This window comes from Curtobacterium sp. 314Chir4.1, assembly GCF_900215175.1.
In the GTDB taxonomy this organism is placed as follows: domain Bacteria; phylum Actinomycetota; class Actinomycetes; order Actinomycetales; family Microbacteriaceae; genus Curtobacterium; species Curtobacterium pusillum_A.
Map to the genome: position 1 here is coordinate 784,773 of NZ_OCMI01000002.1, position 26,109 is coordinate 810,881.

Here is a 26,109-nt window from a genome sequence, read left to right on the forward strand (position 1 = left end):
GCACCACCGGCGCTCAGCCGAACGGGATGACCCGCACCACGATCGCCACCGCGAGCATCGCCACGGCGACCACCGCCGCCCGCCAGAGCACCTTCTTGTGGTGGTCGCCGAGGTTCACGTTCGCCAGGGACACGAGCAGCAGGATCGCCGGGACGAGCGGACTCTGCATGTGCACCGGCTGCCCGACCACCGATGCCCGCGCCATCTCCGCGGGCGTGATGCCGAACGACGCCGCACTCTCGGAGAGCACGGGCAGGATGCCGAAGTAGAACGCGTCGTTGCTCATGAAGAACGTCAGCGGCATGCTCAGCAGACCCGTGATGCCCGCCAGGTACGGCCCCATCGAGTCGGGGATGACCGCGACGAGCCAGTCGGCCATCGCGGACACCATGCCGGTGCCGTCGAGCACGCCGATGAGGACCCCGGCCGCGAACACCATCGAGACCACGCCGACGATGCTCGGCGCGTGCGCGACGATCTGCGCGGTCTGCTGCTTGAGCTGCGGGAAGTTCACGAGCAGCGCGATCGCCGTGCCGATCATGAAGACGAAGTGGAGCGGCAGGAGTCCGACCACGAGGGCGACCATGACCGCGACGGTCAGTCCGAGGTTGACCCAGATCCTGCCGGGTCGGAGCGTCGGGCGGTTCGGGTCGAGCATCGTCTCGGCCATCGTGCCGGCACCGTCGGGCTCACCGGACGAGGTCGGTCCGTCCACGCCCTCGCCGTCCGCGCGGCGTCCGTCCGCCTTCCCGCCACGCAGGCCGAGCGCGACCGTCGGACTGGTGAACATGCCACCGCCGGTGCCGCCGACGGCCGCGAGCATCCGGGACCCGGCACGCGAGCCAGCGGACGCACCGGCCGTCGCCGGCTCCCGTCCACCGCGTGCCGCCGTGGTGAACTCGATCAGCCCGAGGCGCTTGCGCTCCCGGAGCCCCATCGACCACGCGAACCCGAAGCACAGCAGCAGTCCGACGACCAGGGACGGCACGAGCGGCACGAAGATGTCCGTCGGGTCGATCCCGAGCGCCGCAGCGGCACGCGCAGTGGGTCCGCCCCACGGCACGATGTTGAGTGTCCCGTTCGTGAGTCCCGCCACGCAGGTCATCACGACCGGACTCATCCCGAGCTTCAGGTAGATGGGCAGCATCGCCGCCGTCACGACGATGAACGTGGTCGATCCGTCGCCGTCGAGCGAGACCGCACCCGCCAGGAGCGCCGTCCCGAGGACGATCTTCGCCGGGTCGTTCCCCGTGACGCGCAGGATGAACCGGACGAGCGGGTCGAACAGGCCGACGTCGATCATCAGCCCGAAGTACATGATCGCGAACATCAGGAGCGCCGCGGTGGGGGCGAGCGTCCCGATCGCCTTGGTCACCATGTCCCCGAGCCCCAGCCCGGCGCCGGCGAAGAGGCCGAAGACGGTGGGAACGATGATCAGGGCGAGCACCGGTGACATGCGCTTCGTCATGATCAGGACCATGAAGGTCAGGACCATCGCGTAGCCGAGGATGACGAGCATCAGGACTCCTTCGTCCGTGTCGAGCAGTCCGGGCACGCTACGACCCGGCCTGGAGGCACGGCTCGCTTCTGCGCGTTGGCCCACCAACGCGCGTTGACCGCTTTCTGCGCGTTCTGCTCACGAGCGTCGGCTCGCGATCCGTACGCTGTCCCCGTGACCGACGACCGCTCACGGCGCCCACGGCTCCGCTTCGCCACCGAGGTGCTCCTGCTGCAGCTCCTCGTCGTGGTCGCGGTCATCGCGCTGACGAGTGCGGTGTTCGTCCGGATCGAGGTCGGCCGGCTCGAACGGGCAGCGGAGGGGACGGCCCTCGCGATCGCGCAGAGCGTGGCGTCCCAGCAGGACCTCCGCTCCGAGGTCGCCCGGCTCAGCGTCGACGGCACCTCCCTCGACCGAGCCGCACTCGCCGACGGCCCGGTCCAACGGGCGGCACGCGCGACCCAGCGGCGCACGGGAGCGCTGTTCGTGGTCGTCACCGACGACCGCGGGATCCGGCTCGCCCACCCGGACGCCGACCGGATCGGGCAGATGGTGAGCACCTCGCCGGAGGAGGCCCTCGACGGCCGCGAGTCCGTGTCCTGGGCACGCGGCACCCTGGGCGAGTCGGCGCGGGCGAAGGTGCCCGTCCGCGCACCCGCAGCCGGCGGGACGGCGACGAGCCGCGCCTCCAGTCCGCTGCCCGTCGTCGGCGAGGTGAGCGTCGGGTTCAACCGGGCCCGCGTGTACGACACGCTCGTCGAGGACAGCGTGCCCGTCGTCGGGGCGGGACTCGTCGCCGTGCTGCTCGCGGTGATCGCGTCGGTGCTGCTCCGCCGACGCCTCGTCCGGCTCACCCTGGGGCTGCAGCCCGAGGACCTGGTGACCCTCGTGCAGAACCAGCAGGCCGTCCTCGGCGGCGTGGGGGAAGGCGTGATCGCGATCGCACCGTCGGGGGCCGTGACGGTCTGCAACGACGAGGCCGCACGCCTGCTCGACCTGACCCGACCGGTCGGGCGTGCGCTGCCGTCGCTCGCACTGCCGGCTCCGTTGGCGGACATGCTCGACCGTTCCGCGCCCGTCCCCTCGAGCGCGACGATCGTCGCCGGCCACCGGGTGCTGCTCGTCGACGTCCGCGCGGTCCACCGCGACGGACGCGACCTGGGTCGGGTCGCCGTGCTGCGCGACCGGACGGACGTCGAGGCCCTCACCCGCAGGCTCGACGCGGTCGGTTCGATGAGCGCCGCCCTGCGCGCCCAGCGGCACGAGTTCGCGAACCGCCTCCACGCGATCTCCGGCCTGCTCGACACCGGTGAGGCCGACCGGGCGCGGGCGTACCTGGCCGACGTGCAGGAACGCGGGCCGCTGCACTACCCGGTGCAGCACGCCGATCGGCTGACCGAGCCGTACCTGCAGGCGTTCCTCGGCGCGAAGGGCGTCGAGGCCGCCGAACGCGGAGTCCTGCTCCGGATCGGACCGGAGACCCTGGTGCAGGGCACGATCACCGAGCCCGGGGACGTGACGACCGTCCTCGGCAACCTCGTCGACAACGCGGTGACGGCGGCGCTCGGCGGTGACGACCCGTCGCCGTGGGTGGAGGTCGAGGTCCTCGACGACCGCGAGACGCTGCACCTGTCGGTGATGGACTCCGGACCAGGGGTCGTGTCCGGGGAGGACCTCTTCACGCGAGGCGGGCCGGACACCGGCGCTCCTCGGGATCCCGCGCAGGTGCACGGTCTGGGGATCGGCCTGCCGCTCTCGCGGGAGATCGCTCGACGACGCGGTGGCGACGTCTGGCTCGCGTCCCCCGGTGGGGACGACCACGGCGCGGTCTTCTGCGCCCGACTCGAAGGAGTGGTGGCATCGTGACCGCGACGTTCACCGTGCTGGTGGTCGACGACGACTTCCACGTGGCCGACCTGCACCGCCGGCAGGTCGACGAGGTCCCGGGCTTCCGGGCGCTCGACCCCGTCGGGACGCTCGCGGCCGCACGGTCCGTGCTCGCGTCGACCGTGGTCGACCTGGTGCTCGTCGACGTGTACCTGCCGGACGGCAGCGGACTCGACCTGCTGCGCTCCGTCGACACCGACGCGTTCGTGCTCAGCGCGGCGTCGGACTCGGACACGGTGCGCCGGGCGATGCGCCGCGGTGCCCTGGCCTACCTGCTCAAACCGTTCCCGTCGACGCTGCTCGCGGAGCGACTGCGGTCGTACGCCCGCTTCCGGAACGTCCTGGACGAGCGCGCGACCCTCGACCAGGAGGCCGTCGAGCGGGCGTTCCGGATCCTGCACTCCGGCGATGCTGCTGGTGCCTCCCCGTCACGAGCGGCGACCGCGGCGCTGGTGCTCGAGCAGCTGTCGGTCGACGTCGAGCGGTCGGCTGCGGAGGTCGCCGCCGGCATCGGGGTCTCCCGGGCGACGGCGCAGCGGTACCTGGCGCAGCTCACCGCCGACGGCACCGCGGCGATGCAGCTCCGGTACGGCGCGGCCGGGCGTCCGGAGCACCGGTACACCCGTCGTTGACCCGGCCGGACGGCCGATGTCCGTCGCGGGGATGACGACCGACGGAGGCGTGCTCCGTATCGTGGCTGCCGCCCGGATGGTCGTCGTCACGGGCGACGAGGGGAGAACGACATGCTGGGCAACGTCAGCGGAGCACACGTCCTGGTGATCGCGGTGATCCTGGCGATCGAGGTGCTGGCGCTCGTGCAGGTCTGGCGGGACCGGCGGCGCAGCGACGTCGTCAAGGTCGTGTGGACCGTCGTGATCATCGCGGTGCCGGTCATCGGCGTCGTCGGCTGGGCCGTGAACTGGTTGCTCGGCCGTGCCGCCGAGCGGTTGAACCGCTCGAACGGACCCGCCGCCTAGGACCGCTCGTCACCGATCGTCCGAGCGGCGAGCTCCGAGCCGAGCATCATCGTCATCGCGACGTCGACGAGCCGGTCGCCCTCAGGTCGTGGGATGCGGTGCGACGCGACCAGCGCCGCGATCCCCTGCATGGTGGCGGCGAACAGGAGCTTGAAGGCATCACGGTCGCCACCCGTGTCGGTGTCCGTGGCGGCTCGTCGGGGGCCCATCGCCTGGTCCAGCTCCGTGAACAGCGCACCGGCGGCCTCCTGCACGGCTGCGCCTCCCCCGTCCGCCTTCGCCTGGAACATCAACTCCATGAGCGCGGCGTCGTCGATCGCGAAGTCGACGTAGGCCTGCGCGACCCGGTGGAACCGATCCGGGAGGTCACGCCCCGCGGCGAGCGCTTCCCTCGTCCGCTGCCGCAGACGGTCGAAGCCCTGGACGGCGAGCGCGTCGAGCAGGGCCCGCCGGTCGACGAAGTGGCTCCGGGGTGCTCCGTGGCTGACACCGACGCGACGAGCGAGGTCCCGGAGCGAGAGCCCGTCGACACCGGAGCTCCGCAGCACCGTCACGGCCTCGTCGAGCAGGGCCGCTCGGAGGTTGCCGTGGTGGAAGGGCCGCTCGGTCATGCCGCCATCGTACCGAGAAGTGGGCATTGACTACTTTCTAGGCAGTGTCTAGATTGAGTGCATGAGCACACAGCAGTCCCTCCTGGTCCTCGGCGCGACCGGACAGACCGGACGCCACTTCACCCGGCTCGCCCTCGCCGACGGTCGTCGTGTCCGCGCGCTCGCCCGGACCCCCGGCAAGCTCGGGATCGCCCACGACGCGCTCGAGGTCGTCCAGGGCTCGATCACCGAGCCGCTCGACCTCGACCGGCTGCTCGACGGCGTCGATGCCGTGGTCGCCATGCTCGGGGACGTCGTCGCGCAGCGCGAGCGGCAGGTGAACACGGAGTTCGTCCGAGCCCTCGTGCCGGCGATGCGCCGCAACGGCACCCGTCGCTTCCTCTACCAGGCGGGTGGCCTCAGTGCCACCCCCGGGACCCGCCTGGCGCTTCCGCTCCGCCTCGTCCGAAGCACGCTCGCCCGCGGGTACATCGGACAGCACGAGGACAACGAGGCGGTGATGCGGTACCTCACCGACGAGGCCACGGACCTCGAGTGGATGGTGCACCGGGCCGGCATCGGGTCGGACGGACCGTCGAAGGGGGCCCTGCGTCGCTCCCGACGGTGGATCAGCATCGCCACGTTCGTGGACTGCGCGACCTACAGCCTGCGGATGCTCGACGACGACAGCGCGGTCCACAGCTGCGACGGGAGCGCCTACGCGCGGGGACGCTGACGCCGCACCGGGTCAGACCGTGGCCTGGGTGCCCCGCACCTTCCCGACGACCACGTCCACGATGCCCGCGAGCAACGCCGCCCCGACGAACCCGAGCGACACCCCGAGCCCGAGCGGGAGCCCCTGCGCGTAGTCGCCCTTCGAAGTCGCCAGCACCGAGTAGAAGACGCTGCCGACCGCGGCGATCCCGATGGCGGACCCCACCCGGGCACCGACCTGGATGAGTCCGCCCGCCGAGCCGCCCTGCGCGACCGGCACCTCGGACAGGGTGAGCGTCTGGTTCGGCGAGATCGTCAGCCCCGAGCCGATGCCCGCGACGAGCAGCGGCACGACCAGCCACCAGCCGAGGTCGGACCGGTAGTGGTTCGCGACGACCCAGACCACGGCGCCGAGCCCGAGGAGCACGAGGATCGTCCCGATGACGATGAGCTGGCGACCGAATCGGTGCACGATGCGGCCGCCGATCGTCGAGGCGACACCGGAGCCGACCGCGAACGAGACCGACGACAGCCCGGCCAACAGCGCCGAGTAGTGCAGCCCGGACTGCAGCGCGAGCGTCAGGACGAAGAACAACGGGGTGAACCCGGCGAAGTACAGCGTCGCGAGTCCGACACCGAGCGAGAAGGACCGTCGGCGGAACAGCGCCAGGTCGATCACCGGCTCCTTGGTCCGTCCGTACCGCCGCTCCCACAGGACGAACAGCACGGCGAGCACGACGGCGACGACCACGAGCCACCACTTCGTGTTCCCCTCCCACACCTGCGACTGCACGAACGGCAGGAGCAGGGCGACCACGGCGGCGCCGAGCAGCACGATGCCGACCGGGTCGAAGTCGTGCCGCTTCCCCCGCTCCGCTCGGCTCGCGGCGGGCAGGTACCGGAAGGCCAACAGGATCGTGACGAGCCCCACCGGCAGGTTCACGAAGAAGACGAAGCGCCAGCCGTTCTCTGTGCCGAAGGCCGTGATGAGCAGACCACCGACGAGCGGACCGATCGCCGTGGCGATGCCGACCGTGGCGCCGAAGAGCCCGAAGGCCGTGCCGCGTTCCCGGCCGCGGAACAGCTGCTGGATGAGCGCGGTGACCTGCGGGGTGAGCAGACCACCGGCGAGCCCCTGCACGAGGCGGGCGATCACCAGGACGATGCCGTTCGGGGCGAAGCCGCAGAGGGCGCTCGCCAGGGTGAAGAGCCCGACGCCCGCGATGAACATCCGCCGGCGTCCGGTGGCGTCGCCGAGGCGCCCGCCGGGGACGAGCAACAGGCCGAACGACAGCGCGTACCCGGAGAGGATCCACTGGACGGCCTCGGGGGTCGCGCCGGGGAGCCCCGTGGAGATGGACTGCAGCGCGACGTTGACGATCGAGACGTCGAGCAGCACGATGCCACCGCCGAGCAGGCAGATGACGAGCGCCTTCCAGCGGTTGGGGTCGGGCTGGTCACCGGTGTCGGCCGACCCGGCAGGCGTCTCGGGTGACTCGGGTGCTTCGGCGGTGGCCGCGTGGTGCGCGGCGTGGTGCGCGACGAGCGGAGCCGCATCGGGCTCGACGGGTTTGCGGTGTGCAGCTGCCATGACGATGCCACGCTAGGCCGCGGTTGCTGTCCGGTCCGGAGACTCCGGGCCCGTTCGTACCCCACCGCCGGTCGGCTAGGCTGCCCTCGAAGGAAAAACACGGCCGATCCGGTCGTGGCGACACGTGGGCCGTCCGGTCCGCCACTTCTGAGCAGTCAGGAGTGCGCGATGCACGACACCCTGTCCCGTCCCCCGTTCGACACAGAACTCAGCGGCTTCCTCGATGCGCTGCACGCCCGCGGACCGTTCCGCTTCGACCCGGCGATGCTGCCCCGGATGCGGCAGCTCGACGGCACCGAGGCCGAGCTCGACGCTCGGCTCGCCGCACGCGGCCTCGAACGCCACGCGCGGACCATCCCGGGGTACCTCGGTGACCCGATCACGATCGCCGTCATCCAGCGCACCGGTCGGACCGGCACCGCGCCGGTCTTCCTCGCGATGCACGGCGGCGGGATGATGTTCGGCCACCACCTCGGCAACCTGGAGTCCTACGATCCGCTGCTCGAGCACGACGCCGTCCTGATCAGCGTCGACTACCGGCTCGCACCCGAGCACCCGGACCCGACCCCGGTGGAGGACTGCTACGCGGCCCTGCTCTGGACCGCCGCGCACGCGGACGAGCTCGGGATCGACCCCGAGCGGATCGTGCTCGTCGGCCAGAGCGCCGGCGGTGGGCTCGCTGCCGGCACGGCGCTCCTCGCCCGGGACCGACGTGGCCCCGCGGTGTTCGCACAGATCCTGGTGTCGCCGATGCTCGACGACCGGGACGCCACCGTCTCGACGCAGCAGTTCGACGGCGTCGGTGTCGCCGACCGCGACTTCGTCCGCACCGGGTGGAGTGCGTACCTGGGCGACCGGCGCGGCACGGACGCCGTCTCGCCGTACGCCGCGCCGGCCCGCGCGACCGACCTGAGCGGGCTCCCGAAGACCTACGTCGACTGCGGCAGCGCCGAGGTGTTCCGCGACGAGACCGTCGCGTTCGCCAGCCGGCTCTGGGCCTCCGGCTGCGATGCGGAACTGCACGTCTGGCCCGGCGCCTTCCACGGATTCACGAGCATGCAGCCCGACGCGCGGATCTCGCACGTCGCCGTGGCGGCGCTAGCCGACTGGACGGCGCGGCTCTTGCAGGCGTAGGGACCACCGGACGGGAGGCGCGGGGCGGGCCCGACCCGCGCCTCCCGTCCGGTGGTCGGTCCGGCGCGTCAGCGGCGGTTCGCCGCCGACGAGTGCTGGGACTCGTTCTCGGGCTCGACGATGGTGCGGACCGTTTCGGTGGAGATCCGCTCCGTCTCGGACTCCGTCGCAGCCGAGCCGCCGTGGTCGTCGGCGGACATCGTGCGCTCGTCGAAGGGCGAGCCGCCGGAGAGCACGCGCTCCACCTGGTCCTTGTCGATCTGTCGCGTCCACGTACCGACTAGGACGGTCGCGACCGCGTTCCCGGTGAAGTTCGTCAACGCGCGGGCCTCGGACATGAACCGGTCGATCCCGACGATGAGGCCGACGCCGTTCACCAGGTCCGGGCGGTGCGCCTGCAGCCCGCCGGCGAGGGTGGCCAGTCCGGCACCGGTGACGCCCGCCGCACCCTTCGAGGCGATGATCATGAACACCAGCAGCGAGATCTGCTCGGGGATGTTCAGCGGCGTCCCCAGGGCGTTGGCGATGAACAACGACGACATCGTCAGGTAGATCGCGGTGCCGTCGAGGTTGAACGAGTACCCCGTCGGGACCGTCACACCGACCACGGGCTTGGAGACACCGAGGTGCTCCATCTTGGCGATGAGGCGCGGCAGACTGACCTCGCTCGACGACGTCGACACGATGAGCAGGTACTCCCGCCCGAGGTACTTCATGAGCCGGAAGAGGTTCACCCCGGTGACGACACGGAGCAGGACGCCGAGCACACCGACCACGAAGACGATGCAGGTGATGTAGAACGCGACCATCAGCGTGCCGAGGGCGACGAGCGCCGACACCCCGGTGGCGCCCACCACGGCTGCGATCGCACCGAACGCGCCGATCGGGGCGACCCACATCACCATCGCCAGGATGCGGAACACGAGCGCCTGGAGGTGTCGGATCCCCGTGAGGATCGGGGCGCCCTTCGGCCCCATCGCCTGCAGCGCGAACCCGACGAGCAGTGCGACGAAGAGGGTCTGCAGGATGCTGCCGCTGGTGAGGGAGGACACGAGCGTCGCCGGGATGATGCTCAGCAGGAAGCCCGACGTCGACGACGTGTCCTCGCCGGTCGCCGCGGGTGCCTCGTACGTGGCCTTCGACATGTCCAGGTGGTCACCCGGGTGGATGAGGTTGCCGACGACGAGCCCGATCGCCAGCGCGAACGTGGACATCGCGATGAAGTAGCCGAGCGCCAGCCCGCCGACCTTGCCGACCGTCGCGGCCTTCGCGATCGACCCGACGCCCAGCACGATCGTGCAGAAGATCACCGGCGCGATCATCATCTTGATCAGCGCGATGAAGCCGTCGCCGATCGGCTTGAGGCCCACAGCGAAGGACGGCGCCGCGAGTCCCACGGCGACGCCGGCGGCCACCGCGACGATGACGGCGATGTACAACCAGTGCGAACGGTCGAGGCCGCGGCGTCGGCCGGAGCGCGCCACGGAGGATTGCGTCGATGCCATGAGACTTCCTTGTCGTCAGGACCGGAGCGTCGTCGCGCCGGTCGGCTGCTCCCCGAGGGATCTGCCCACCCTGGTGCCGCCGGCGGCCGGGTGACGGGTTGCGTTCATTACGTTCACGGGCGGTGCCGTCGGTGGCGTCGATGCCGTGGAGAATGGTGTTCCCGCAACGAGGCGAGGAGGCCGGGTGGTGACAGGGAGACGGTGGAGCATCGCTCGGAGGCTCTTCGCGCTCCAGCTGCTGTTCGTCGTCGTCGGGGTCGCGGTGGGCGGCGCCTGGAGCTGGGCCTCGGCACGAGCCGACCTGGAAGCCGATGCGGGCGCCGAGTCCACCGCCGTGGCCGTCGCGATCGCGCGCAACCCGTTCGTGCTCGAACAGGTCCGCACCGCGGACCCCTCGGCGGAGCTGGAACCGTACGCGCTCGACGTGATGCGTCACACGCACACCGACTTCATCACGATCATGGCGCCGGACCGGACCCGGTGGACGCACCCGGATCCCGCCGAGATCGGGCGGCCGTTCCGCGGGACGATCGCCCCGGCGCTCCGGGGGACGACCTTCACGGAGACCTTCGCCGGGACCCTCGGACCCTCGGTGCGTGCCGTCACACCGATCAGCGACCGGGACGGGGAGGTCGTCGGGCTGGTCGCCGCCGGCGTCACCGTGGCCAACATCTCGTCCGCGCTGGTCCCGAGGCTCGTGTCCGTCGTCGTTCTCGCCCTGGCCGTGGTCGCCGTCGCGGCGCTGTTCTCGTGGCTGCTCAGCCGATACCTCGGCCGGGTCACCGGCGGCCGCGGTCCGGAGGAGCTCGCCCGCGTCTTCGCCTCGTACGAGGGCGTGTTGCACTCCGTCCACGAGGGACTCCTCGTCGTCGACCGCTCGGGGTCCGTGGTGCTGCGCAACGACCGCGCCGCGGAGCTCCTGCACCTCCCCGCCGGCGCGGAGCACGACGCCCGGTCCCCCTCGCCGCGATCGACCTGCCCGACGGGCTCCGGACCTTGCTCGTCTCGGGTGACCGCGCCGTGGACGAGACCCACGCGACGCGGGATCGTGTCCTCGTCGTGAACCAGGAGATGGCGTTCTCGCGGGCGACCGGCAAGCCGCTCGGCACGGTGGTGACCATGCGCGACCAGACCGAGTTCCTGCACCTGTCCGGTGAGCTCGCCGCGACGCGGACCCTCACCGACGCGCTGCGGTCGCAGACGCACGAGTTCGCGAACCGCCTGCACACCGTGGTCGCCCTCATAGAGCTGGGGCGCGTCGACGACGCGATCCTGTACGCGTCGGACGAGATCGACCGGCACACACGGGCACGCTCGGACGGGGACGCGCCGGGCGCCGGCGCCACCGCGGAGGTCATCGAGGTCGTCCTCGCCGCGAAGCAGGCACAGGCGCGCGAGCGTGGGGTCACCCTGACGGTCGACACCACCCGGCTCCGTGGGACCCTGCCGTCCGACCCGGGCGACGTGGTGACCGTCATCGGCAACCTGGTCGACAACGCAGTCGACGCCGTCACGGAGGCCCGGTCCGAGGACAGCGACCGCGACCGCGACCGCGACCGGAGCGTCTCCGTCACCGCGGAGACCGTCGGCCGCGGGGCCCGCTTCGTCGTCCGGGACGACGGGGCGGGCATCCCCGACATCGACGCCGCGTACGGGCGAGGATGGTCGTCGAAGTCGTCCGGCCCGGAGGGCCGAGGGATCGGCCTAGACCTCGTGCGGTCGACCGTCGCGCGGATCGGCGGCGGGGTCACCGTCACGACCGGCCCGGACGGCACCACGTTCGTGGTCGACCTCACGCCCGGGGAGGCACCCGCGTGACCGACGTCATCCGTGTCCTCATCGTCGAGGACGAACCCCTCACAGCGGAGGCGCACGCCGCCTACGTCTCCCGCCTCGACGGGTTCACCGTCGCCGGTTCGGCCGCGACCGGCCGGGCGATGCTGGAGGCCGTCTCGTCCGATCCGCCGGACCTCGTCCTGCTGGACTTCAACCTGCCCGACGCGCACGGGCTCCAGCTCGTCCGTGCCCTGCGGACCGCCGGTTCAGCGGTCGACGTCATCGCGGTGACCGCGGCGCACGACGCACGCGCCGTCCGGAACGCGATCGCGCTCGGGATCGTGCAGACCTCGTCAAGCCGTTCAGCTTCCGCACGTTCGCCGAGCGGATGAACACGTACCGCGAGTTCCGCCGCGGGTTCGAGGACCGACGCTCACTCACGCAGGCCGACATCGACCAGAGCCTCGGCACACTCCGTCCGGCCACGGCGCCCGACACCGAGAAGGGCATCGCCCCCGAGACCCTGCAGTCCGTCCGGGAGGTCCTGCGGCAGGCGTCGGAGGGCGTGTCCGCGACCGAGGCCGGCGTGGCGTCGGGCATCTCCCGGGTGACCGCACGCCGCTACCTCGAACACCTCGTCACGGTCGGTCAGGTCGACAAGGACGTCCGGCACAGTGGCCCCGGTCGGCCCGAGTACGAGTACCGATGGCTGCGGTGAGCTGCGGCACAGGGCACCTCAGCCGCAGACCACTCCGGTGATCGGACACCGGTTGCCGTCGAGTTCGTCCGTGTACTCGTCGCCGTCCCCGAGCAGCACGTGCCGGTACGCCGCGTCCCCGATCGGCTCCGCGGAGCGGACGGCTTCCCGCAGGACCGCGACGTCCACCTCGGTCCGGGCGCTGACCGCGACCAGGGTGTCGCCGACGACCGCGGACACCTCGTGCCCGTGGGGACTCACCCGGTGGGTGAAGCGATCGCCGACGGTGCACGAGGTCTCGGACTCGGATCCGCCGTCCACCCCGACACCCTCGACCGGTCGACCGCAGACGGCCGTGTCCGCCGCGACGGTGACGACGGTCAGGTCGTCGCCGCTGGTCTGCCCCGGCGCGTGCCCCTTCGACGCCGGCGACGAGAACACCTGCAGGAACCCGGGCAGGCGCTTCTCGATGTTGGCCTCGAAGATCGAACCGTAGCCGGACGGGGCGATCGTCACCGGCCGGAAGTCGGCGCCGATCTCGACCTGGGCGCGGGCGATCGCCTGCTGATCGCGTTGCACGACCCCGTTGTGGGCGCTGACGCCGACCACCGTGGCGACCACGACGATCGCGACGACCCCCGCGCCGGAGACGGTGAGGCCGACCAGCCGTGCTCGTCCGGCGTGCAGCAGCAGCGCGGGCGCGGCAGCCAGGACCGCGCCGACGGCGTACGGGAGCAGCCCGGGCGACGGGTCGAAGGCGCCGGCACCGCCTCCGCCGCCCAGGAGCCCGGGACCGAAGTCCGCGAGGAGCACCGCGGGCACCAGGACGACCGCGCTCAGCCCGAGCCACGCGCCGGCGGCTCGACGGGTCCCGACCACGGCGACCGCGGCGAGCGCCACGCCGGTCGCCGCGGTCACGACCAGCAGCGCCACGAGCCCGCCGACGCCGGTGAAGAAGACCAGGAAGGCCGCGACGTGCGCGAAGTGTGCGGCTCCGACACCGACCACCGCGGCCAGCAGCGCGTGCAACCACGGTCGTGCGGTCTCGGCGGCACGCGGCCCGGTGGCGGCCGAGGGGTCCGTGTCCGTCATGGCACGAGCATGGCAGACACCCGACTCGCCGTGGCGGACGACGGACCGGAGGCCCGGGGCGGACCCGACCCGAGCCTCCAGACGGGTTAGGCTCGCCCGGTCCACCCGACGCGCCGACGGCCCTGCCGGGTCAGATCCCACGAGAGGCACCTGCGATGAGCATGGAAGGCGCGGCCTGGAGCTCGCTGTACAAGATCTCCTCCGCCCGGGACGGCGGGCGCGGGTTCTCCCGCGAGTCCCTCCGGCGGATCATGACGTTCGCAGTCCCCTACCGGGCCAAGCTGGTGGTCTTCATCGCGCTGTCCGTCGTCGGGGCGTTCCTCGCCGTCGCGACACCGGTGCTCGCCGGCCAGGTGGTCGACGTCATCGCCGCTCGGGGCGCGGTCTCCACCATCGTCTGGCTCGCCGTCGTCATCGCCCTGGTGGCCGTGGCCGACGCAGCCGCGTCCCTGCTGACGCGCTGGTACTCGGCGCGCATCGGCGAGGGCGTGATCCTGGACCTCCGCACCGCGGTGTTCAACCACGTGCAGAAGATGCCGATCGCCTTCTTCACCCGGACGCGCACGGGCGCCCTCGTGAGCCGCCTGAACAACGACGTGATCGGCGCGCAGCAGGCCTTCAGCGGCACCTTGTCCGGCGTCGTCACGAACCTGGTGGCGCTCGTCCTCACCCTCGCGGTGATGCTCAGCACGTCCTGGCTCGTGACCGTCATCGCGGTGGTCATGCTCCCCGTCTTCCTGATCCCGGCCCGCCGGATGGGCAGCCGCCTCGCCGCGCTCCGTCGCGAGGCCGCGGACCACAACTCCGCGATGAGCACGCAGATGACGGAGCGGTTCTCCGCGCCGGGCGCCACCCTGGTCAAGCTGTTCGGCCGGCCCGACGAGGAGGCCGAGGAGTTCCGCGTCCGCGCCGCACGGGTCCGGGACATCGGGGTCCGCACCGCGATGCTGCAGTTCGTCTTCGTCACCGCGTTGATGCTCGTCTCCGCACTGGCCCTCGCGCTCGTGTACGGTCTCGGCGGCTCGCTCGCGCTCGGCGGATCGTTGAACACCGGCGACGTCGTCACCCTGGCGCTCCTCCTCACCCGCCTGTACGCCCCGCTCACGAGCCTCGCCAACGCGCGGGTCGAGATCATGAGCGCGGTGGTCAGCTTCGAGCGCGTCTTCGAGGTGCTCGACCTCGAGCCGCTCATCCAGGAGAAGCCCGACGCGTCCGCCGTGCCCGAGGGGCCGGTGTCCGTCGAGTTCGACGACGTCCGCTTCGCCTACCCGTCCGCCGACAAGGTGTCGCTCGCCTCCCTCGAGGAGGTCGCCACCCTGGACACCCGCGGTGGCGAAGAGGTCCTGCACGGTGTCTCCTTCCGGATCGAACCCGGGCAGACCGTCGCCCTCGTCGGGACGTCCGGCGCCGGCAAGTCCACGATCGCGCAGCTCCTCTCGCGCCTGTACGACGTCGACAGCGGCGCCGTCCGGCTGGCCGGCGCGGACGTCCGCGACGTGACGTTCGCCTCCATGCGGCACACCCTCGGCATGGTGACCCAGGACGGCCACCTGTTCCACGAGACCATCGGCTCCAACCTCCGGCTCGCCCGGCCCGGAGCGACCGACGACGAGGTGTGGGACGCCGTCCGCCGTGCGCGACTCGAACCCCTCATCCGGTCCCTGCCGGACCAGCTGGACACCATGGTCGGTGAGCGCGGCTACCGACTGTCCGGCGGCGAGCGCCAGCGCATGACCATCGCGCGGCTCCTGCTCGCCCAGCCGCGCGTCGTGATCCTCGACGAGGCCACCGCGGCACTCGACTCGACCTCGGAGGCCGCCGTGCAGGCCGCCCTGAGCGAGGCGCTGGAGGGCCGCACCGCGATGGTGATCGCCCACCGGCTCTCCACCATCCGGAGCGCGGACCTCATCCTCGTGGTCGAGGACGGTTCGATCGTGCAGCGCGGCACCCACGACGAGCTCCTCGCCGCGGGCGGACGGTACGAGGAACTGCACCGGACCCAGTTCGCGGTGCAGAAGAACGTCGCCGCCGACGAGAGCGCGCTGCACGCACCCCGGTGACGGCGCCGACGTCGCGCCCCTCCTCGTGTGGCGCCGGACTCGTCAGTGACGAGCGGCGAGGCGGCGCAGGCGCGCGATGACGGTCAGGCCGACGCCGGCCAGGAGCAGTCCTCCCGCGACGCCGAGGGGCACGGTCGGGTCGCTGCCGGTGAACGCGAGCTCACCGGTCGGGGTGGTTCCGCCACCGCCCGCCGCGGCCGTCGGTGTCGCATCGGTGACCGGCGTCGTCACGGGGGCGGACGGCGTCGGGGTGGACGACGCCGTGGCGATCGGCTGGACGGTGATGACCACGGTCTGGGTGTCGTTCGGCGCAGTGCCGTTGGACGCGGTGATCGTGACCGTGGAGGACCCCGGCGTCGTGGGGGTGCCGGAGATGACACCGGTGGTCCCGTTGATCGTCAGGCCGGCGGGCAGGCCGGTCGCGGTGTAGGTCGGGGTCGGTGTCCCCGTCGCGGTCACCGTGTACGAGTACGGCGTCCCGGCCGTCGCCGTGCTGGGCGCGCCCGAGGTGATGACCGGCGCGGTCGTCTCGGAGGGAGCGCCAGGAGCGGGGCAGCCAGAGGACGCGGTGATGGTGTTGGTGTCGAGCGTCACGGCACCGGTGCGGGCGAGCAGGCGACCCTGCACGGTCGCGCCGGTCGTGGCCGTCACGGACTGCTGTGCCAGGACGGTGCCCTGGAACTGGGCACCGGTGCCGACCGAGGCCGAGCTGCCGACCTGCCAGAAGACGTTGCACGAGCTCGCGCCGCCGGTGATCGTGATCCGGCTGGCGGAGCCGATGGTGAGCGTCGATGCCGCCTGGAACACCCACACGGAGTCCGCGCTGCCGGCCAGGGTCAGTGCGCCGTTGTCCGCAAGCGCCAACGCGCCGCCGGAGTACACCCCGGGCGTGAGCGAGAGCCCGTTGAGTTCGGTGAGCCCGGTCTGCGTCGGGGACAACGACGCAGCGACGTCGTACGCCGTCGTCGTGTCGCGCTGGGCTTGTGCCGCGGCGGCGTCGGTCTGGTGCGTGGTGCCGTTGACCGAGCCGTTCGGTGCGCCACCGAAGCCCGTGATCGACGTTCCCGGCGACAGCCCGAGGTCGCCGTTGACGACGGACGGGCCGGTGTTGGTGACCGCGCTTGCACCGAGGACGCCGTAGGTCGCGGCCGTGCCGAGGTTCACCGGGCCGTCGATGACGGTCGCGGCAGAGGCTGCGGAGGTCGTCATCACCGACAGCGAGGCAGCAAGACCGATGCCCGTCAGGGCGACGATCGTGGGACGGAGGAAACGGGCGGTGGCCATGCTGGCCCCTGTCTGATCGGGAGAGGCACTGGTTGCACGTCGACGACGCGGGAACGTTCTCCGTCACCGAAGCATGCGCGGAGACGGCTGGGAGCAGTCACAGCCTGCCTGCGCTTTCCGACGACGCTGCACCCGCCCGGTGTCACGACGCGCGCTCGTCGCGCCCGACGGTCCGGTTGATCCGGTGCGCCTCGATGAACGCATCGATCGGCGGCCACGTCGCCGCCGGGTTCTCCAGGTGCGGGAGGTGTCCCGCTTCGGGGACGACGGCGAACTCGGCGGTCGGGATCGCCGCGGCGACCGCTCGGCCGTGTGCCGGTGTGACGACACGGTCGCTCGCGCCGAAGAGGACCAGCACCGGGACCTCGAGGTCGCCGAGCCGGGCGAGGAGGTCGGGGTCGCTCATCGACCGCCCGGCGATCGCCGCCATCGTCTTCCCGTTGGCCAACTGCACGGCTCGCTGCTCGTCGGTGAACGACGACGGATCGACGAAGCCGCGGTCGGGGTCGTGCCAGGCGGCCTCCGCGAGCTGCCGAGGATCCAGGGAGAAGAAGTCGGCGATCGGCTCCCCGTCGACGACGGCCCCGACCCCGTCGATGTCGACGACGGCTCCGATGATCCCGGCGAAGCGCTCGTCGGACCGGGCTCGGATCGCCATCTCGAGCGCGATCCACCCGCCGATCGAGGATCCGACGAGGAGGACGGCCCGGCGCCCCTCGGCGTGCAGGCGATCTAGGTAGACCCCTGCGAGCGCTCGGATCGAGTCGATGTCCTCGGGCCGATCGGTGCCGTCCCAGCCCGGATGGGTCGGTGCCAGCACGTCGAACGTCGGCGTGAGGTGCGCGACGATCGGGGCGACGGTTCGTGGGCCGCCACCGCCGTGCAGGACGAGCGCGAAGGGAACTCGGGGGTTCATGACCACTCCTGTCTCAACATGTTTATGTAAGCCTGTTGATACAGTAGCACCATGACGACGGACCTGGAGGCGCTCGGTCAAGCGATCAAGCGGGCGCAGTACCGCAACCACCGGGCGATGGACGCAGCGCTCCGCCCCATCGGGATCTCACTGGTGCAGTGGGACGCGCTGCGAGCGATCGCCCGCATGCCCCATGCGTCGGGCCACGACCTCGCCGTCGCGACGTTCCAGAGCGACCAGGCCTTCGGCACCCTCGCGGCGCGGCTCAGTGACGCCGGACACATCACCCGGACGGCAGGTCGCGGCCGGCGCCTCGAGCACTCGCTGACTCCGAGCGGCGAGGCCGCGCTGCAGGCCGGACACGAGATCGCCGTGGACGTGCTGGAGGACCTCTTCGCACCGCTCGACGAAGCAGACCGGCGGAACCTCGCCACGGTGCTCACTGCACTCCTCGCGGACGTCCACTAGGGTCCTGCCGTGCTCGAGTTCCCCCTGCTGACCGAACGCTTCGCACTCACGCCGCTCGGCTCCGCCGACCGGGTCGCGTTCACCGCGTACCGGCGTGACCCGGACATTGCCCGGTTCCAGTCATGGAGCCCCGACTGGTCCGACGCAGACACCGATGCCCTCATCGCGGACCAACCGACAGAGCTGCGCTCGCAGTCCGGCGCGTGGCTCCAGCTGGCCGTCCACGATCGGACCACCACGAGGCTCGTCGGGGACGTGGCCGTCCACGCCCTCGCCGACCAGCCCGACACGTACGAGGTCGGCGTGACCCTCGCGCCGTCCTCGCAGGGCGTCGGGGCCGGCCTGGAGGCACTCGGTCACCTCGTCGACGTCCTCTTCCGCGCACAGGGTGCTCACCGCATCACCGCATCGACGGACGTCCGCAACGCTGCCGCGGCACGCCTGTTCCGGCGGCTCGGCTTCCGGCACGAGGGCCGGGCCGTCGACGCCGACTGGTTCAAGGACGAGTGGACGAGTCTCGACACCTGGGCCGTGCTGCGCGACGACGGCCGACCGGTTGCGCCCGCTTTCCGCCTCAGAGGTGCTGTGGAAGCGGACCACGACGCCCTCGTCGCGGTGTGGCGGCGAGCCGTCGACGCAACGCACCACTTCCTCGCCGAACGCGACCGCGACGCGATCGAAGAACTCCTGCCCACGCAGTACCTCCCTGCGGTGACACTGATCATCGCCGAGGCGGACGGTCAGCCCATCGGGTTCGCAGGCGTGCACGACGGCGCGCTCGAGATGCTCTTCGTCGACCCGACCCACCATGGTTCCGGTGTCGGTTCGGCGCTCCTGACCGCTGCGGTCCAAGACCACGCGGTCACCCGTGTCGACGTCAACGAACAGAACGCCGCAGCGGCCGACTTCTACGCCCGCCGAGGGTTCGAGGTCGTCGGACGGAGCAGCGTCGACGACACCGGACGGCCGTACCCGATTCTCCATCTGGAACTGCACCCGCCCCGGTGAGGTCGGAACTCCTAGGAGAAGACCTGCTGGAACGTGGTGACGGCCCGCGCGATCCCCAGCACGACTCCGAGGACCGCGACCGCGATGCCCACCCAGAGCGGCCACATCGGCCGACCGGGCGCCACCTTCCGGACGACCACGTACCGGCCGATGAGGTAGAGGACCGGCGACAGGAGGAACGCCCAGCCCCACGAGAACGGACGCACCACCCCGCGACGCCGCAGTTCGCGGTGGTCGAAGAACGCGAGGACGACCTCGCCGGCGAAGAGCAGGACGCTGAAGAGCTGCAGCAGGAAGTACGCGGGCGTGTAGATCGAACTCGGGTCCACCGTCCGGACCCCGCCGGGTGCGAGCGTGGTGGACCGGAACTCCGGGTGGTACATGAGCGAGATCGGCAGCGCGATGAGCGGGAGCAGCGCGAGGATCCAGACGAAGACGGTGTCGGTGGACACGTGGTCGGAGATCCGCGGGCGGCCCGCCTGTGCGGTCGGCCCGTCGACGTGCTGCGTCCACTGTCCGCCGTCCCACCACCGGGTGCCGTGTTGTCCGGACGGGTCCGGGTACCAGCCAGGGGGTGTCGTCGACATCGAAGCTCCTCGTGATCCGCGGGAGCGGCGGGCCCCCGGTTCCGACCGTAGAGCAGGTGGGAGCGGACGGCTGCCATTCGGACATGCCGGATCGTTCAGTTCCGTCCGCCCAGCTCCCGCGGCGTTGACTGCGTCCATGATCTCCAAGAGCCTCATCCACCAGGTCGAGGGCGCGACGCTCCGTGACCGCGACGGCGCGTCGGTCGGCAGGGTGACACAGGTGTTCCCCTCCGACGAGGACGGAAGCGCCGCCTACGTCAGCGTCGCGTCGGGCCTCCTCGGAAGGCGCCAGGCGCTCGTCCCGGTCGAGGACGCCACCCTCGACGGCACGGACCTGCACGTCGGGTACACCAAGGACGCCATCGACGGCGCGCCCCACCTCGGGCCCGGACACACGCTGTCCGTCGCCGAGGCGAACGCCGTCCGCACGCACTTCGGGCTGTCCGCCGTCGGCGCAGCGACCGGGGACATGGGCGACCCGAACGAGAACCTCGACCAGGCCGGGACGGGTCCTGCAGGCGCGGACGACACCGAGGGCGCAGGGACCACGCCGCCGGCGTGAGCGGAGACGGGCAGCGTCATCGGTCCGTCGGCAGACTGGGTCCCATGCATCCCACGCCGAAAGCCGACGTCACCGCAGCACTCATCGACCTCACCGGGCGGGGCGAGCACCCCATCGTCGTCACCGCCGACGGCGACCGCGTCACGGGGACCTGGTCGACGAACCTGTCCGGGCAGCCCACCGGGGACGGGGGCATGACCCTCCTCGGCAACGCCACCTGGAACTGGCACGTCACCCTCCTCGAAGGTGGTGTCTACAAGGCGTCGATGAGTTCGAGGAACTGGCCGAACGACGGCGGGTTCTTCACGTTCAAGTCGTCGTGGGTCGCCGACCCGATGAAGCAGGTCCTCGCCGACCACGGTTGGCAGCGTCGGAAGAACCCGTTCGCCCGCGCCTGGGGCGCGCTGACCGGCAGGCGGTGACGGCCGCGCTGCCCGACTCCTCAGACTGGAGGCGCGGTGCCAGCTGGCACCGCGCCTCCAGTCCGTCGCTCAGCGGCCCGCTGGCTCGTCGACGTCGTCGACGTCGCGCCAGTTCCCGATCACCGGGAACTCGGTGACCCGCAGCCGAGCGGAACCGTACGGCACCAAGCGGAGGTCGTCATCGGGCCCGTGGTCGAGCACCGGACTCGCCGGCGGCACGTCCGCCTGCGCTCCCGCCATCCGCCACTCGGTCGCCCGGGCGCCTGGCGCGTGCAGCACCACCGCAGCACTCCGCCGGTCACGGAGCGACCACGGTGCTGTCGGAACGGCTCCGCGGGTCACCCGCCACGAAGCCGCTGATCCGACCCGATCAAGCGCCCAGTTCCAGGAGCCGCGCGGGTGCACCTCCCACTCGCCGATGCCCGGGGCCCCGTCGTGCGACACCCACCGCTCGCCGGGCGAGTAGACCATCGTCAACGGGCCGAGCCGCACCGCAGCCGCCTGGCGTTCGCGTCGGACCACCCGGGCGCGCATCGGCAGCACGAGGACGACGTCACCGGCCGAGGACCAGTCCCGCGACAGCGTCACGTACCCGTCGACGGCGGTGTCCAGCGCGACCGCCGCTCCCCCGACGGTCAGCGTCGCTTCGGTCGCCCACGTCGGCATCCGGAGCCGCAGTGCGAACGGCTCGGTCCGCTCGGTCGTCACCCGGATCGTCACGGTCTCGTCGAACGGGTACTCGGTGTCGACGGTGATCGCCACCGGGTCGTCCCCGACGGACGTCGACACCTCGGAGGGTGCGTACGCGACCACCCGCAGCCCGTCGCCGTCGCGCAGCCACAGGTGCGACACGAACTTCGGCCACCCCTGGTGCAGGTTCGCCGTGCAGCACCCAAAGTGCGGCTCGAGGCCGAAGATCCCGGCGTCGTCGGAGGAGAAGCTCCACTCCCGACGGGCGACGGACACCTCGACCTGGTTCGCCTGCTGGTGGTACTGGTGCCCGCGCATCTCGGGGTCGCTCGACGCCGGCAGCAGGTTGTACGCCAGGTTCTCGAGCCGGTCGCCGTCGACCGCGCGCCCGTACACCTGGGCGTGCACCGACGCGGTGAACATCATCTCGACGACCTGGCAGGTCTCGATACCGGCGGTGGCCTCGCGGCCACCGAGCCACTCGTCGCCGGAGAACCAGCCGTTCGCCTGACCGTGCCAGCGGTCGAGGTTCCCGAACGACGACTCCGTCCGGCGCGCATGGCCGTCGACGTCGTGGTCTCGGAGTGCGTCGACGGCACCGGTCTTCAGTCCCATCGCCACGTTCGGCCCGTGGGTCCGGTGCGAGAACGTCCGCGCGGGTCCGGTGATGAGGTCGTTCGCCAGGTAGTCGTCCCACCGGATCGTCTGGGCCGCCAGCAGGTCGACGAGCTCGAGCAACCAGGCATCCCCGGTCCGCTCGTACAGCCACCAGACGGACAGCGCGTTGTCGGCGCCGCGGGCCCGGCCCCAGGACGTCAGCGGGCGCCCCGGCAGGGCATCGAGCTGGTGTCGGAAGTACCGTTCGAGGAAGGGTGCGACCCGCTCGTCGCCCGTGGCGTCGGCGTGCTGCGTGAGCACCTTGAGGGCGACCATCCGCGGCCACCAGTCGTCGTTGCCCGACGGCCCGAAGAACCCGTCCTCGCGCTGCGACCCGAGGATCCACTCGATCCACGGCGTCGCGAGGTCGAGCAGCCGCTGGTCGTGCAGCACGTGCGCGAGCGGCACCAGGCCGTCGAGGTAGTACGGCCCGCGCTCCCAGTTCTCACCAGGGCCGCCGCGCCAGCCGCTGTCCGGGCCGACGTCCGGCCAGAGCGCCTCGAGCTGCCCGGTGATGTTGTCCGCCTGCAGCCGGAGCTGGGCGAGCAGCCAGCCGCGGGGTCCGATGCTGCCGAGCGACAGGGGCCGGTGCGGCCGACCGCCGGGGGTGGGAGCGTCGGCAACGGTGCCGGTGGTCGGGGTGTCCGTGATGGTCATTTGATGGATCCTCCGATGAGACCTCTGGTGTAGTACCGCTGCAGTGCGAGGAACAGCACGACCACCGGGACGGTCGCCACGCAGGCGACGGCGGTGAGGAGCCCCGGGTCGATCACCGGCACGCCGGGGATCTTGAAGGACGTGCTGATGCTCGACAGCGCGAGCGGGAGTGTGTAATTGCTGTCGGTCGACAGGAACGTGACCGAGCTGAGCAGGTCGTTCCAGCCGGCCATGAAGCCGAACAGCGCGGTGGTGACGAGCCCCGGCCACGCGAGCGGGAGCATCACCGATCGCAGGATCCGCCCGGTGCCGGCGCCGTCGATGGCCGCCGCGTCCTCGAGCTCCGAGGGGATGCCGTCGAACGTGTTCCGCATGACGAACACCGAGAACGGCAGCTGGAGCGTCACGAGCACCAGCACCACCCCGGCGAGCGAGTCGAGCAGCCCGAGCTTGCCGAGCACGATCGACAGCGGCGTGAGCAGCCCCTGGAACGGCACGACGAGCGGCGCCAGCAGGAGCACGAACACGATCGTCGAGCCGCGGAACCGGATCTTCGACAGCGCGTACGCCGCGAGCGTGGACACGATCGCGACGAGCACGGCGACCGAGATCGCGACCACGAACGAGTTCACGATGTTCTGCCGCAGGTCCACCGACGGGTCGAACACCTTCGTGTAGTTCCGGAGCGTCAGCGTCGCGATCGACTCGAGCCCGATCCCCCGGGCGTCGGCGTCCGCCGGCAGGAAGGAGCGGAACAGGATGTACAGGACCGGTGCGATGAAGAGCAGTGCGAGCACCGTGCCCACGACGACGTACGCGACGCCGCTCGCGTGCACCCGACGACGACGCGGCGGGGTCACGCCCGGCACGTCGGTCCGGTTCGGTACACCGGGCCTGGAGGCGCGGCTCGCCTCGCGCCCGCCGGCTGCGGTCGTGCGCCGGGTCACGTCGGTGGCGCTCATCGCTCGTCCTCCTGTCCGGTGGCGCGCAGGGCCCGGAGCTGGACGATCGCGATGACGAGGATGATCACGGTGAGGATCATCGACAGGGCGGCGCCGTAGCCGAGGTCGTAGCGGACGAACGACTGCTGGTACGTGTACATGACGGTCGTCGTGGTCGACCCGCTCGGGCCGCCCTCGGTCAGGACGTAGAACTGGTCGAACACCAGGATCGAGCCGGACACGGCGAGCAGCATGCACAGCGCGAACTGCCGTCGGACGAGCGGGAAGACCACTGAGCCCTCGCGGCGCCACCACCCGGCACCGTCGATCTTCGCCGCCTCGATCACCTCGGTCGGCACGGCCTGCATGCCCGCCATCAGCAGGATCATCGCGACGCCCATCGACTTCCACACCGTCAGGACGATGACCGCCCAGAACGCCGTGTCGGGCGACGTGAACCACGCGGTGTCCCCGTTCGTCAGGCCGATCGACTGCAGCAGGACGTTGATCACGCCGGTCCCCGGCACGAGCAGCACGTTCGCCATGTACGCCGCGGCGGTGAACCCGATCACGACCGGCATGAAGAACGCCGTCCGGACGAAGGACACCAGGCGTCCCTCGCCGCGGACCATCGTCGCGGCGGCGTAGCTCGCGGCCATCCCGAGCGGCACCGACACCACGGTGAAGAGCAGCGAGAAGCCGAGGGAGCGCCAGAACGCGGTGTCCTGGAACGCCTGCGCGTAGTTCGCGACGCCAGCGACGCTGACCTTGCCGAGCAGCGGCCAGTTCGAGAACGACATCCCGACGAGCAGCACCATCGGGACGACGAAGAACACGACCGCGAGGACGAGCGCCGGCGCCACGAGTACCCACGCGAGCGTCTGGCGACGACGGCTCGCGGAGCGCGGACGGGAGCGCTTGGCCCCGTCCGCGACCCCGGCGAGCGCCGAGGAGGTGACGGCTGTCACTGCCCGACCTGGCTGTACGCCTGCTCGATGAGCGAGTTGGCCTGCTTCTCGGCGCTCGCGAGGGCGGTCTTCGCGTCGGCGCCCTGGAAGATGACCTTCTGGGACTGCTGCGCCCACGGGCCGTTCGGGTCGTTGATCACCGCGTTGTAGGCGATGCTCTTCGGGAGCTTGCCGATCGCGAGCGTGTCGACGATGTCCTTGGACCAGTCGTCCGTCGCCAGGCTCTTCGCCACCGTGAGGTCCGGCGCGATCCAGCCCTGTGACAGGTCGATCTCGGCGGCCTGCTTCGAGCTGACGAGCCACTTCATGAGCGACCACGCGCCGTCGGCGTTCTTCGCCCCAGCCGTCATGCCGATCTCGTCACCACCGAGGAACGAGCCGGAGCCGCCGTCCACGCCGGGGATCCCGACCGCGCTGACGAAGTCGGCCTTCTTCGCGGTGAGGGTGTTCGCCCCGCCGAAGACGATGCCGACCTTGCCGTTGAGGGCGTTCTCCTGCCCGACGTTGCCCGGGTCCTGGTTCGGCTGGTCGGTCTTCTGCATGAGCCCGGACTTCCACATGTCCTGGTACCAGTCGACCATCCCGACGAGCTCGGGGCTGGTGAACTCCGCCTTCTGGCTCTTGCCCGCCGCCGTCAGGACGCTGCCGCTCTTCGCCCACGAGCTCGGGAACCCGGTCCACGCCTGCCCGACACCGCCGAGGGTCGAGAACCCGGTGACCCCGCCGCCGAGCGCCTGGATCTTCTCCGCCGCGGCCTTCACCTCGGCGAGGGACGTCGGCGGCTTGGTCGGGTCGAGACCAGCCTTGGTGAACAGCGACTTGTTCCAGAACATCTGCGAGCCGGTGAGCGCCACGGGCAGGGCGTAGTTCTTGCCGTCGAGCGTGCCGATCTCGACACCGGCCGGCGCGAGGTCACCCTTGTTCGACAGGCTCTTCACCTTGTCGGTGACGTCGGCCAGCAACCCCTGGGTCGCGAGCAGCGGGGTGTTGACGATGTCGTAGCTGACGAGGTCCGGGACCGATCCCGCACGGGCGGAGTTCGCGAGCTTCGTGAGGTACTGGTCGGCCTGGATCGTGGAGAGCTTGACCTGCACGTCCGGGTTCGCCTTCTCGTAGGCCTTCACCTGGTCGGTCAGGTCGACGCCGCCGTCGCGCTGCCAGAGCGTCACCGTGCCCTTCGCGGTGCCGCCCCCGCTGTCGGCCGTCCCGCTCGAGGAGCACCCGGCCAACCCGAGTGCTGCGATCGTCAGTGCGGCTGCCGCGATCGCGGACCGCCGGATCGTGGATGTCTTCATCGTCATCTCCCGCTGTGCAGCTCGCCGCATCGTTGCGGCAATGTTTGCTGTATTTGCCGAAGGTAGAACGGGACGAAAGCCGTGTCAATGCTTGACGTCCTAATCGCGATGCGGCAATGTTTGCCGAGTGCCG

At 71.2% G+C, this 26,109-nt stretch carries 26 protein-coding genes; 14 read left to right on the forward strand and 12 right to left on the reverse strand.

The annotated features are described in order from the left end of the window. Window positions 1–13: 13 nt before the first annotated feature. Window positions 14–1,519, reverse strand: a complete 1,506-nt coding sequence (locus tag CRP27_RS08700) for a CitMHS family transporter (RefSeq protein ID WP_097180384.1) — start codon at window positions 1,517–1,519, stop codon at window positions 14–16. A 153-nt stretch (window positions 1,520–1,672) separates the two neighbouring features. Between CRP27_RS08700 and CRP27_RS08705 the strand changes: the two genes are divergently transcribed. The 3 genes from CRP27_RS08705 to CRP27_RS08715 all read left to right on the forward strand — a co-directional run bounded on the left by CRP27_RS08705 (window position 1,673) and on the right by CRP27_RS08715 (window position 4,362). Further along, window positions 1,673–3,364 (forward strand): ATP-binding protein, encoded by a 1,692-nt coding sequence (locus CRP27_RS08705; protein WP_097180248.1) that lies wholly within the window; start codon window positions 1,673–1,675, stop codon window positions 3,362–3,364. Then, on the forward strand, window positions 3,361–4,017 hold the full coding sequence (locus CRP27_RS08710) for a response regulator (RefSeq protein WP_097180249.1): 657 nt from the start codon (window positions 3,361–3,363) through the stop codon (window positions 4,015–4,017). The genes CRP27_RS08705 and CRP27_RS08710 overlap by 4 nt, the downstream gene beginning before the upstream one ends. Before the next feature lie 111 nt (window positions 4,018–4,128). Further along, window positions 4,129–4,362, forward strand: coding sequence for a PLDc N-terminal domain-containing protein (locus CRP27_RS08715; RefSeq protein WP_097180250.1), 234 nt, complete (start codon window positions 4,129–4,131; stop codon window positions 4,360–4,362). Here the strand turns inward: CRP27_RS08715 and CRP27_RS08720 are convergent. Continuing rightward, window positions 4,359–4,973, reverse strand: coding sequence for a TetR/AcrR family transcriptional regulator (locus CRP27_RS08720; RefSeq protein ID WP_097180251.1), 615 nt, complete (start codon window positions 4,971–4,973; stop codon window positions 4,359–4,361). The two genes, CRP27_RS08715 and CRP27_RS08720, sit on opposite strands and share 4 nt — an antisense overlap. 61 nt (window positions 4,974–5,034) lie before the next feature. On the opposite strand from CRP27_RS08720, the gene CRP27_RS08725 reads away from it, so the two are divergent. Beyond that, window positions 5,035–5,688: an NAD(P)-dependent oxidoreductase gene (locus CRP27_RS08725; protein ID WP_097180252.1), complete on the forward strand. Its 654-nt coding sequence runs from the start codon at window positions 5,035–5,037 to the stop codon at window positions 5,686–5,688. Between the two features lie 12 nt (window positions 5,689–5,700). Here CRP27_RS08725 and CRP27_RS08730 read toward each other — a convergent pair whose 3' ends face one another. Further along, complete coding sequence (locus CRP27_RS08730) at window positions 5,701–7,257, reverse strand: MFS transporter (protein ID WP_097180253.1); 1,557 nt, start codon at window positions 7,255–7,257, stop codon at window positions 5,701–5,703. A gap of 168 nt (window positions 7,258–7,425) precedes the next feature. Between CRP27_RS08730 and CRP27_RS08735 the strand changes: the two genes are divergently transcribed. After that, window positions 7,426–8,391: an alpha/beta hydrolase gene (locus tag CRP27_RS08735; protein ID WP_097180254.1), complete on the forward strand. Its 966-nt coding sequence runs from the start codon at window positions 7,426–7,428 to the stop codon at window positions 8,389–8,391. Between the two features lie 68 nt (window positions 8,392–8,459). Here CRP27_RS08735 and CRP27_RS08740 read toward each other — a convergent pair whose 3' ends face one another. Further along, a complete protein-coding gene (locus tag CRP27_RS08740; protein WP_097180255.1) occupies window positions 8,460–9,896 on the reverse strand; it encodes a cation:dicarboxylate symporter family transporter in 1,437 nt (478 codons plus the stop codon). Between the two features lie 187 nt (window positions 9,897–10,083). Here CRP27_RS08740 and CRP27_RS18455 point away from each other — a divergent pair, with 187 nt between their 5' ends. From CRP27_RS18455 to CRP27_RS18470, 4 genes are read left to right on the forward strand one after another with little or no spacing between them, the layout of a single operon-like run. Continuing rightward, the gene (locus CRP27_RS18455; protein ID WP_255257497.1) at window positions 10,084–10,959 is read left to right on the forward strand and encodes a PAS domain-containing protein; all 876 of its coding nucleotides are present in this window, start codon (window positions 10,084–10,086) and stop codon (window positions 10,957–10,959) included. Next, a complete protein-coding gene (locus CRP27_RS18460; RefSeq protein ID WP_255257498.1) occupies window positions 10,917–11,714 on the forward strand; it encodes a sensor histidine kinase in 798 nt (265 codons plus the stop codon). Before CRP27_RS18455 ends, CRP27_RS18460 begins: the two co-directional genes overlap by 43 nt. Then, window positions 11,711–12,064, forward strand: coding sequence for a response regulator (locus tag CRP27_RS18465; RefSeq protein ID WP_255257499.1), 354 nt, complete (start codon window positions 11,711–11,713; stop codon window positions 12,062–12,064). Before CRP27_RS18460 ends, CRP27_RS18465 begins: the two co-directional genes overlap by 4 nt. Further along, entirely contained in the window at window positions 12,061–12,390 is a 330-nt protein-coding gene (locus tag CRP27_RS18470) for a hypothetical protein (protein ID WP_255257500.1), read from the forward strand. Before CRP27_RS18465 ends, CRP27_RS18470 begins: the two co-directional genes overlap by 4 nt. An 18-nt stretch (window positions 12,391–12,408) precedes the next feature. On the opposite strand, the gene CRP27_RS08755 is transcribed toward CRP27_RS18470, so the two are convergent. Further along, entirely contained in the window at window positions 12,409–13,461 is a 1,053-nt protein-coding gene (locus tag CRP27_RS08755) for a hypothetical protein (RefSeq protein ID WP_097180256.1), read from the reverse strand. 155 nt (window positions 13,462–13,616) lie between these two features. On the opposite strand from CRP27_RS08755, the gene CRP27_RS08760 reads away from it, so the two are divergent. Beyond that, window positions 13,617–15,521: an ABC transporter ATP-binding protein gene (locus CRP27_RS08760; protein WP_097180257.1), complete on the forward strand. Its 1,905-nt coding sequence runs from the start codon at window positions 13,617–13,619 to the stop codon at window positions 15,519–15,521. A 42-nt stretch (window positions 15,522–15,563) separates the two neighbouring features. Here CRP27_RS08760 and CRP27_RS08765 read toward each other — a convergent pair whose 3' ends face one another. After that, window positions 15,564–16,805: an ice-binding family protein gene (locus CRP27_RS08765; RefSeq protein WP_097180258.1), complete on the reverse strand. Its 1,242-nt coding sequence runs from the start codon at window positions 16,803–16,805 to the stop codon at window positions 15,564–15,566. A gap of 142 nt (window positions 16,806–16,947) precedes the next feature. Further along, on the reverse strand, window positions 16,948–17,721 hold the full coding sequence (locus CRP27_RS08770; protein WP_097180259.1) for an alpha/beta fold hydrolase: 774 nt from the start codon (window positions 17,719–17,721) through the stop codon (window positions 16,948–16,950). 51 nt (window positions 17,722–17,772) lie between these two features. Here CRP27_RS08770 and CRP27_RS08775 point away from each other — a divergent pair, with 51 nt between their 5' ends. Together CRP27_RS08775 and CRP27_RS08780 are read left to right on the forward strand one after the other, a co-directional pair. After that, entirely contained in the window at window positions 17,773–18,189 is a 417-nt protein-coding gene (locus CRP27_RS08775) for a MarR family winged helix-turn-helix transcriptional regulator (protein ID WP_097180260.1), read from the forward strand. A gap of 9 nt (window positions 18,190–18,198) precedes the next feature. Beyond that, entirely contained in the window at window positions 18,199–19,197 is a 999-nt protein-coding gene (locus CRP27_RS08780) for an acetyltransferase (protein ID WP_097180261.1), read from the forward strand. A gap of 11 nt (window positions 19,198–19,208) precedes the next feature. Here the strand turns inward: CRP27_RS08780 and CRP27_RS08785 are convergent, their stop codons facing one another. Next, window positions 19,209–19,784, reverse strand: coding sequence for a DUF2510 domain-containing protein (locus tag CRP27_RS08785; protein ID WP_176505526.1), 576 nt, complete (start codon window positions 19,782–19,784; stop codon window positions 19,209–19,211). A gap of 136 nt (window positions 19,785–19,920) precedes the next feature. On the opposite strand from CRP27_RS08785, the gene CRP27_RS08790 reads away from it, so the two are divergent. After that, a complete protein-coding gene (locus CRP27_RS08790) occupies window positions 19,921–20,346 on the forward strand; it encodes a PRC-barrel domain-containing protein (RefSeq protein WP_097180263.1) in 426 nt (141 codons plus the stop codon). A 44-nt stretch (window positions 20,347–20,390) separates the two neighbouring features. Then, on the forward strand, window positions 20,391–20,768 hold the full coding sequence (locus tag CRP27_RS08795; protein WP_097180264.1) for a hypothetical protein: 378 nt from the start codon (window positions 20,391–20,393) through the stop codon (window positions 20,766–20,768). A 69-nt stretch (window positions 20,769–20,837) separates the two neighbouring features. Here CRP27_RS08795 and CRP27_RS08800 read toward each other — a convergent pair whose 3' ends face one another. Genes CRP27_RS08800 through CRP27_RS08815 form a run of 4 tightly spaced genes read right to left on the reverse strand, consistent with a single transcriptional unit; the run spans window position 20,838 to window position 25,976 of the window. Next, on the reverse strand, window positions 20,838–22,772 hold the full coding sequence (locus CRP27_RS08800; protein ID WP_097180265.1) for a beta-L-arabinofuranosidase domain-containing protein: 1,935 nt from the start codon (window positions 22,770–22,772) through the stop codon (window positions 20,838–20,840). Then, window positions 22,769–23,734: a carbohydrate ABC transporter permease gene (locus tag CRP27_RS08805; RefSeq protein WP_097180266.1), complete on the reverse strand. Its 966-nt coding sequence runs from the start codon at window positions 23,732–23,734 to the stop codon at window positions 22,769–22,771. Before CRP27_RS08805 ends, CRP27_RS08800 begins: the two co-directional genes overlap by 4 nt. Beyond that, window positions 23,731–24,681, reverse strand: coding sequence for a carbohydrate ABC transporter permease (locus CRP27_RS08810; RefSeq protein WP_097180267.1), 951 nt, complete (start codon window positions 24,679–24,681; stop codon window positions 23,731–23,733). The genes CRP27_RS08805 and CRP27_RS08810 overlap by 4 nt, the downstream gene beginning before the upstream one ends. Then, window positions 24,678–25,976: an ABC transporter substrate-binding protein gene (locus tag CRP27_RS08815; RefSeq protein ID WP_176505527.1), complete on the reverse strand. Its 1,299-nt coding sequence runs from the start codon at window positions 25,974–25,976 to the stop codon at window positions 24,678–24,680. Before CRP27_RS08815 ends, CRP27_RS08810 begins: the two co-directional genes overlap by 4 nt. Window positions 25,977–26,109 lie beyond the last annotated feature (133 nt).

Excerpts from the sequence above, each read along its gene's own strand:
- CRP27_RS08700 (WP_097180384.1), bottom strand. The coding sequence starts at position 1,519 with ATGCTCGTCATCCTCGGCTACGCGATGGTCCTGACCTTCATGGTCCTG.
- CRP27_RS08715 (WP_097180250.1), top strand. The coding sequence starts at position 4,129 with ATGCTGGGCAACGTCAGCGGAGCACACGTCCTGGTGATCGCGGTGATC.
- CRP27_RS08720 (WP_097180251.1), bottom strand. The coding sequence starts at position 4,973 with ATGACCGAGCGGCCCTTCCACCACGGCAACCTCCGAGCGGCCCTGCTC.
- CRP27_RS08725 (WP_097180252.1), top strand. The coding sequence starts at position 5,035 with ATGAGCACACAGCAGTCCCTCCTGGTCCTCGGCGCGACCGGACAGACC.
- CRP27_RS08730 (WP_097180253.1), bottom strand. The coding sequence starts at position 7,257 with ATGGCAGCTGCACACCGCAAACCCGTCGAGCCCGATGCGGCTCCGCTC.
- CRP27_RS08735 (WP_097180254.1), top strand. The coding sequence starts at position 7,426 with ATGCACGACACCCTGTCCCGTCCCCCGTTCGACACAGAACTCAGCGGC.
- CRP27_RS08740 (WP_097180255.1), bottom strand. The coding sequence starts at position 9,896 with ATGGCATCGACGCAATCCTCCGTGGCGCGCTCCGGCCGACGCCGCGGC.
- CRP27_RS18470 (WP_255257500.1), top strand. The coding sequence starts at position 12,061 with ATGAACACGTACCGCGAGTTCCGCCGCGGGTTCGAGGACCGACGCTCA.
- CRP27_RS08755 (WP_097180256.1), bottom strand. The coding sequence starts at position 13,461 with ATGACGGACACGGACCCCTCGGCCGCCACCGGGCCGCGTGCCGCCGAG.
- CRP27_RS08760 (WP_097180257.1), top strand. The coding sequence starts at position 13,617 with ATGAGCATGGAAGGCGCGGCCTGGAGCTCGCTGTACAAGATCTCCTCC.
- CRP27_RS08765 (WP_097180258.1), bottom strand. The coding sequence starts at position 16,805 with ATGGCCACCGCCCGTTTCCTCCGTCCCACGATCGTCGCCCTGACGGGC.
- CRP27_RS08770 (WP_097180259.1), bottom strand. The coding sequence starts at position 17,721 with ATGAACCCCCGAGTTCCCTTCGCGCTCGTCCTGCACGGCGGTGGCGGC.
- CRP27_RS08775 (WP_097180260.1), top strand. The coding sequence starts at position 17,773 with ATGACGACGGACCTGGAGGCGCTCGGTCAAGCGATCAAGCGGGCGCAG.
- CRP27_RS08785 (WP_176505526.1), bottom strand. The coding sequence starts at position 19,784 with ATGTCGACGACACCCCCTGGCTGGTACCCGGACCCGTCCGGACAACAC.
- CRP27_RS08790 (WP_097180263.1), top strand. The coding sequence starts at position 19,921 with ATGATCTCCAAGAGCCTCATCCACCAGGTCGAGGGCGCGACGCTCCGT.
- CRP27_RS08795 (WP_097180264.1), top strand. The coding sequence starts at position 20,391 with ATGCATCCCACGCCGAAAGCCGACGTCACCGCAGCACTCATCGACCTC.
- CRP27_RS08800 (WP_097180265.1), bottom strand. The coding sequence starts at position 22,772 with ATGACCATCACGGACACCCCGACCACCGGCACCGTTGCCGACGCTCCC.
- CRP27_RS08805 (WP_097180266.1), bottom strand. The coding sequence starts at position 23,734 with ATGAGCGCCACCGACGTGACCCGGCGCACGACCGCAGCCGGCGGGCGC.
- CRP27_RS08815 (WP_176505527.1), bottom strand. The coding sequence starts at position 25,976 with ATGAAGACATCCACGATCCGGCGGTCCGCGATCGCGGCAGCCGCACTG.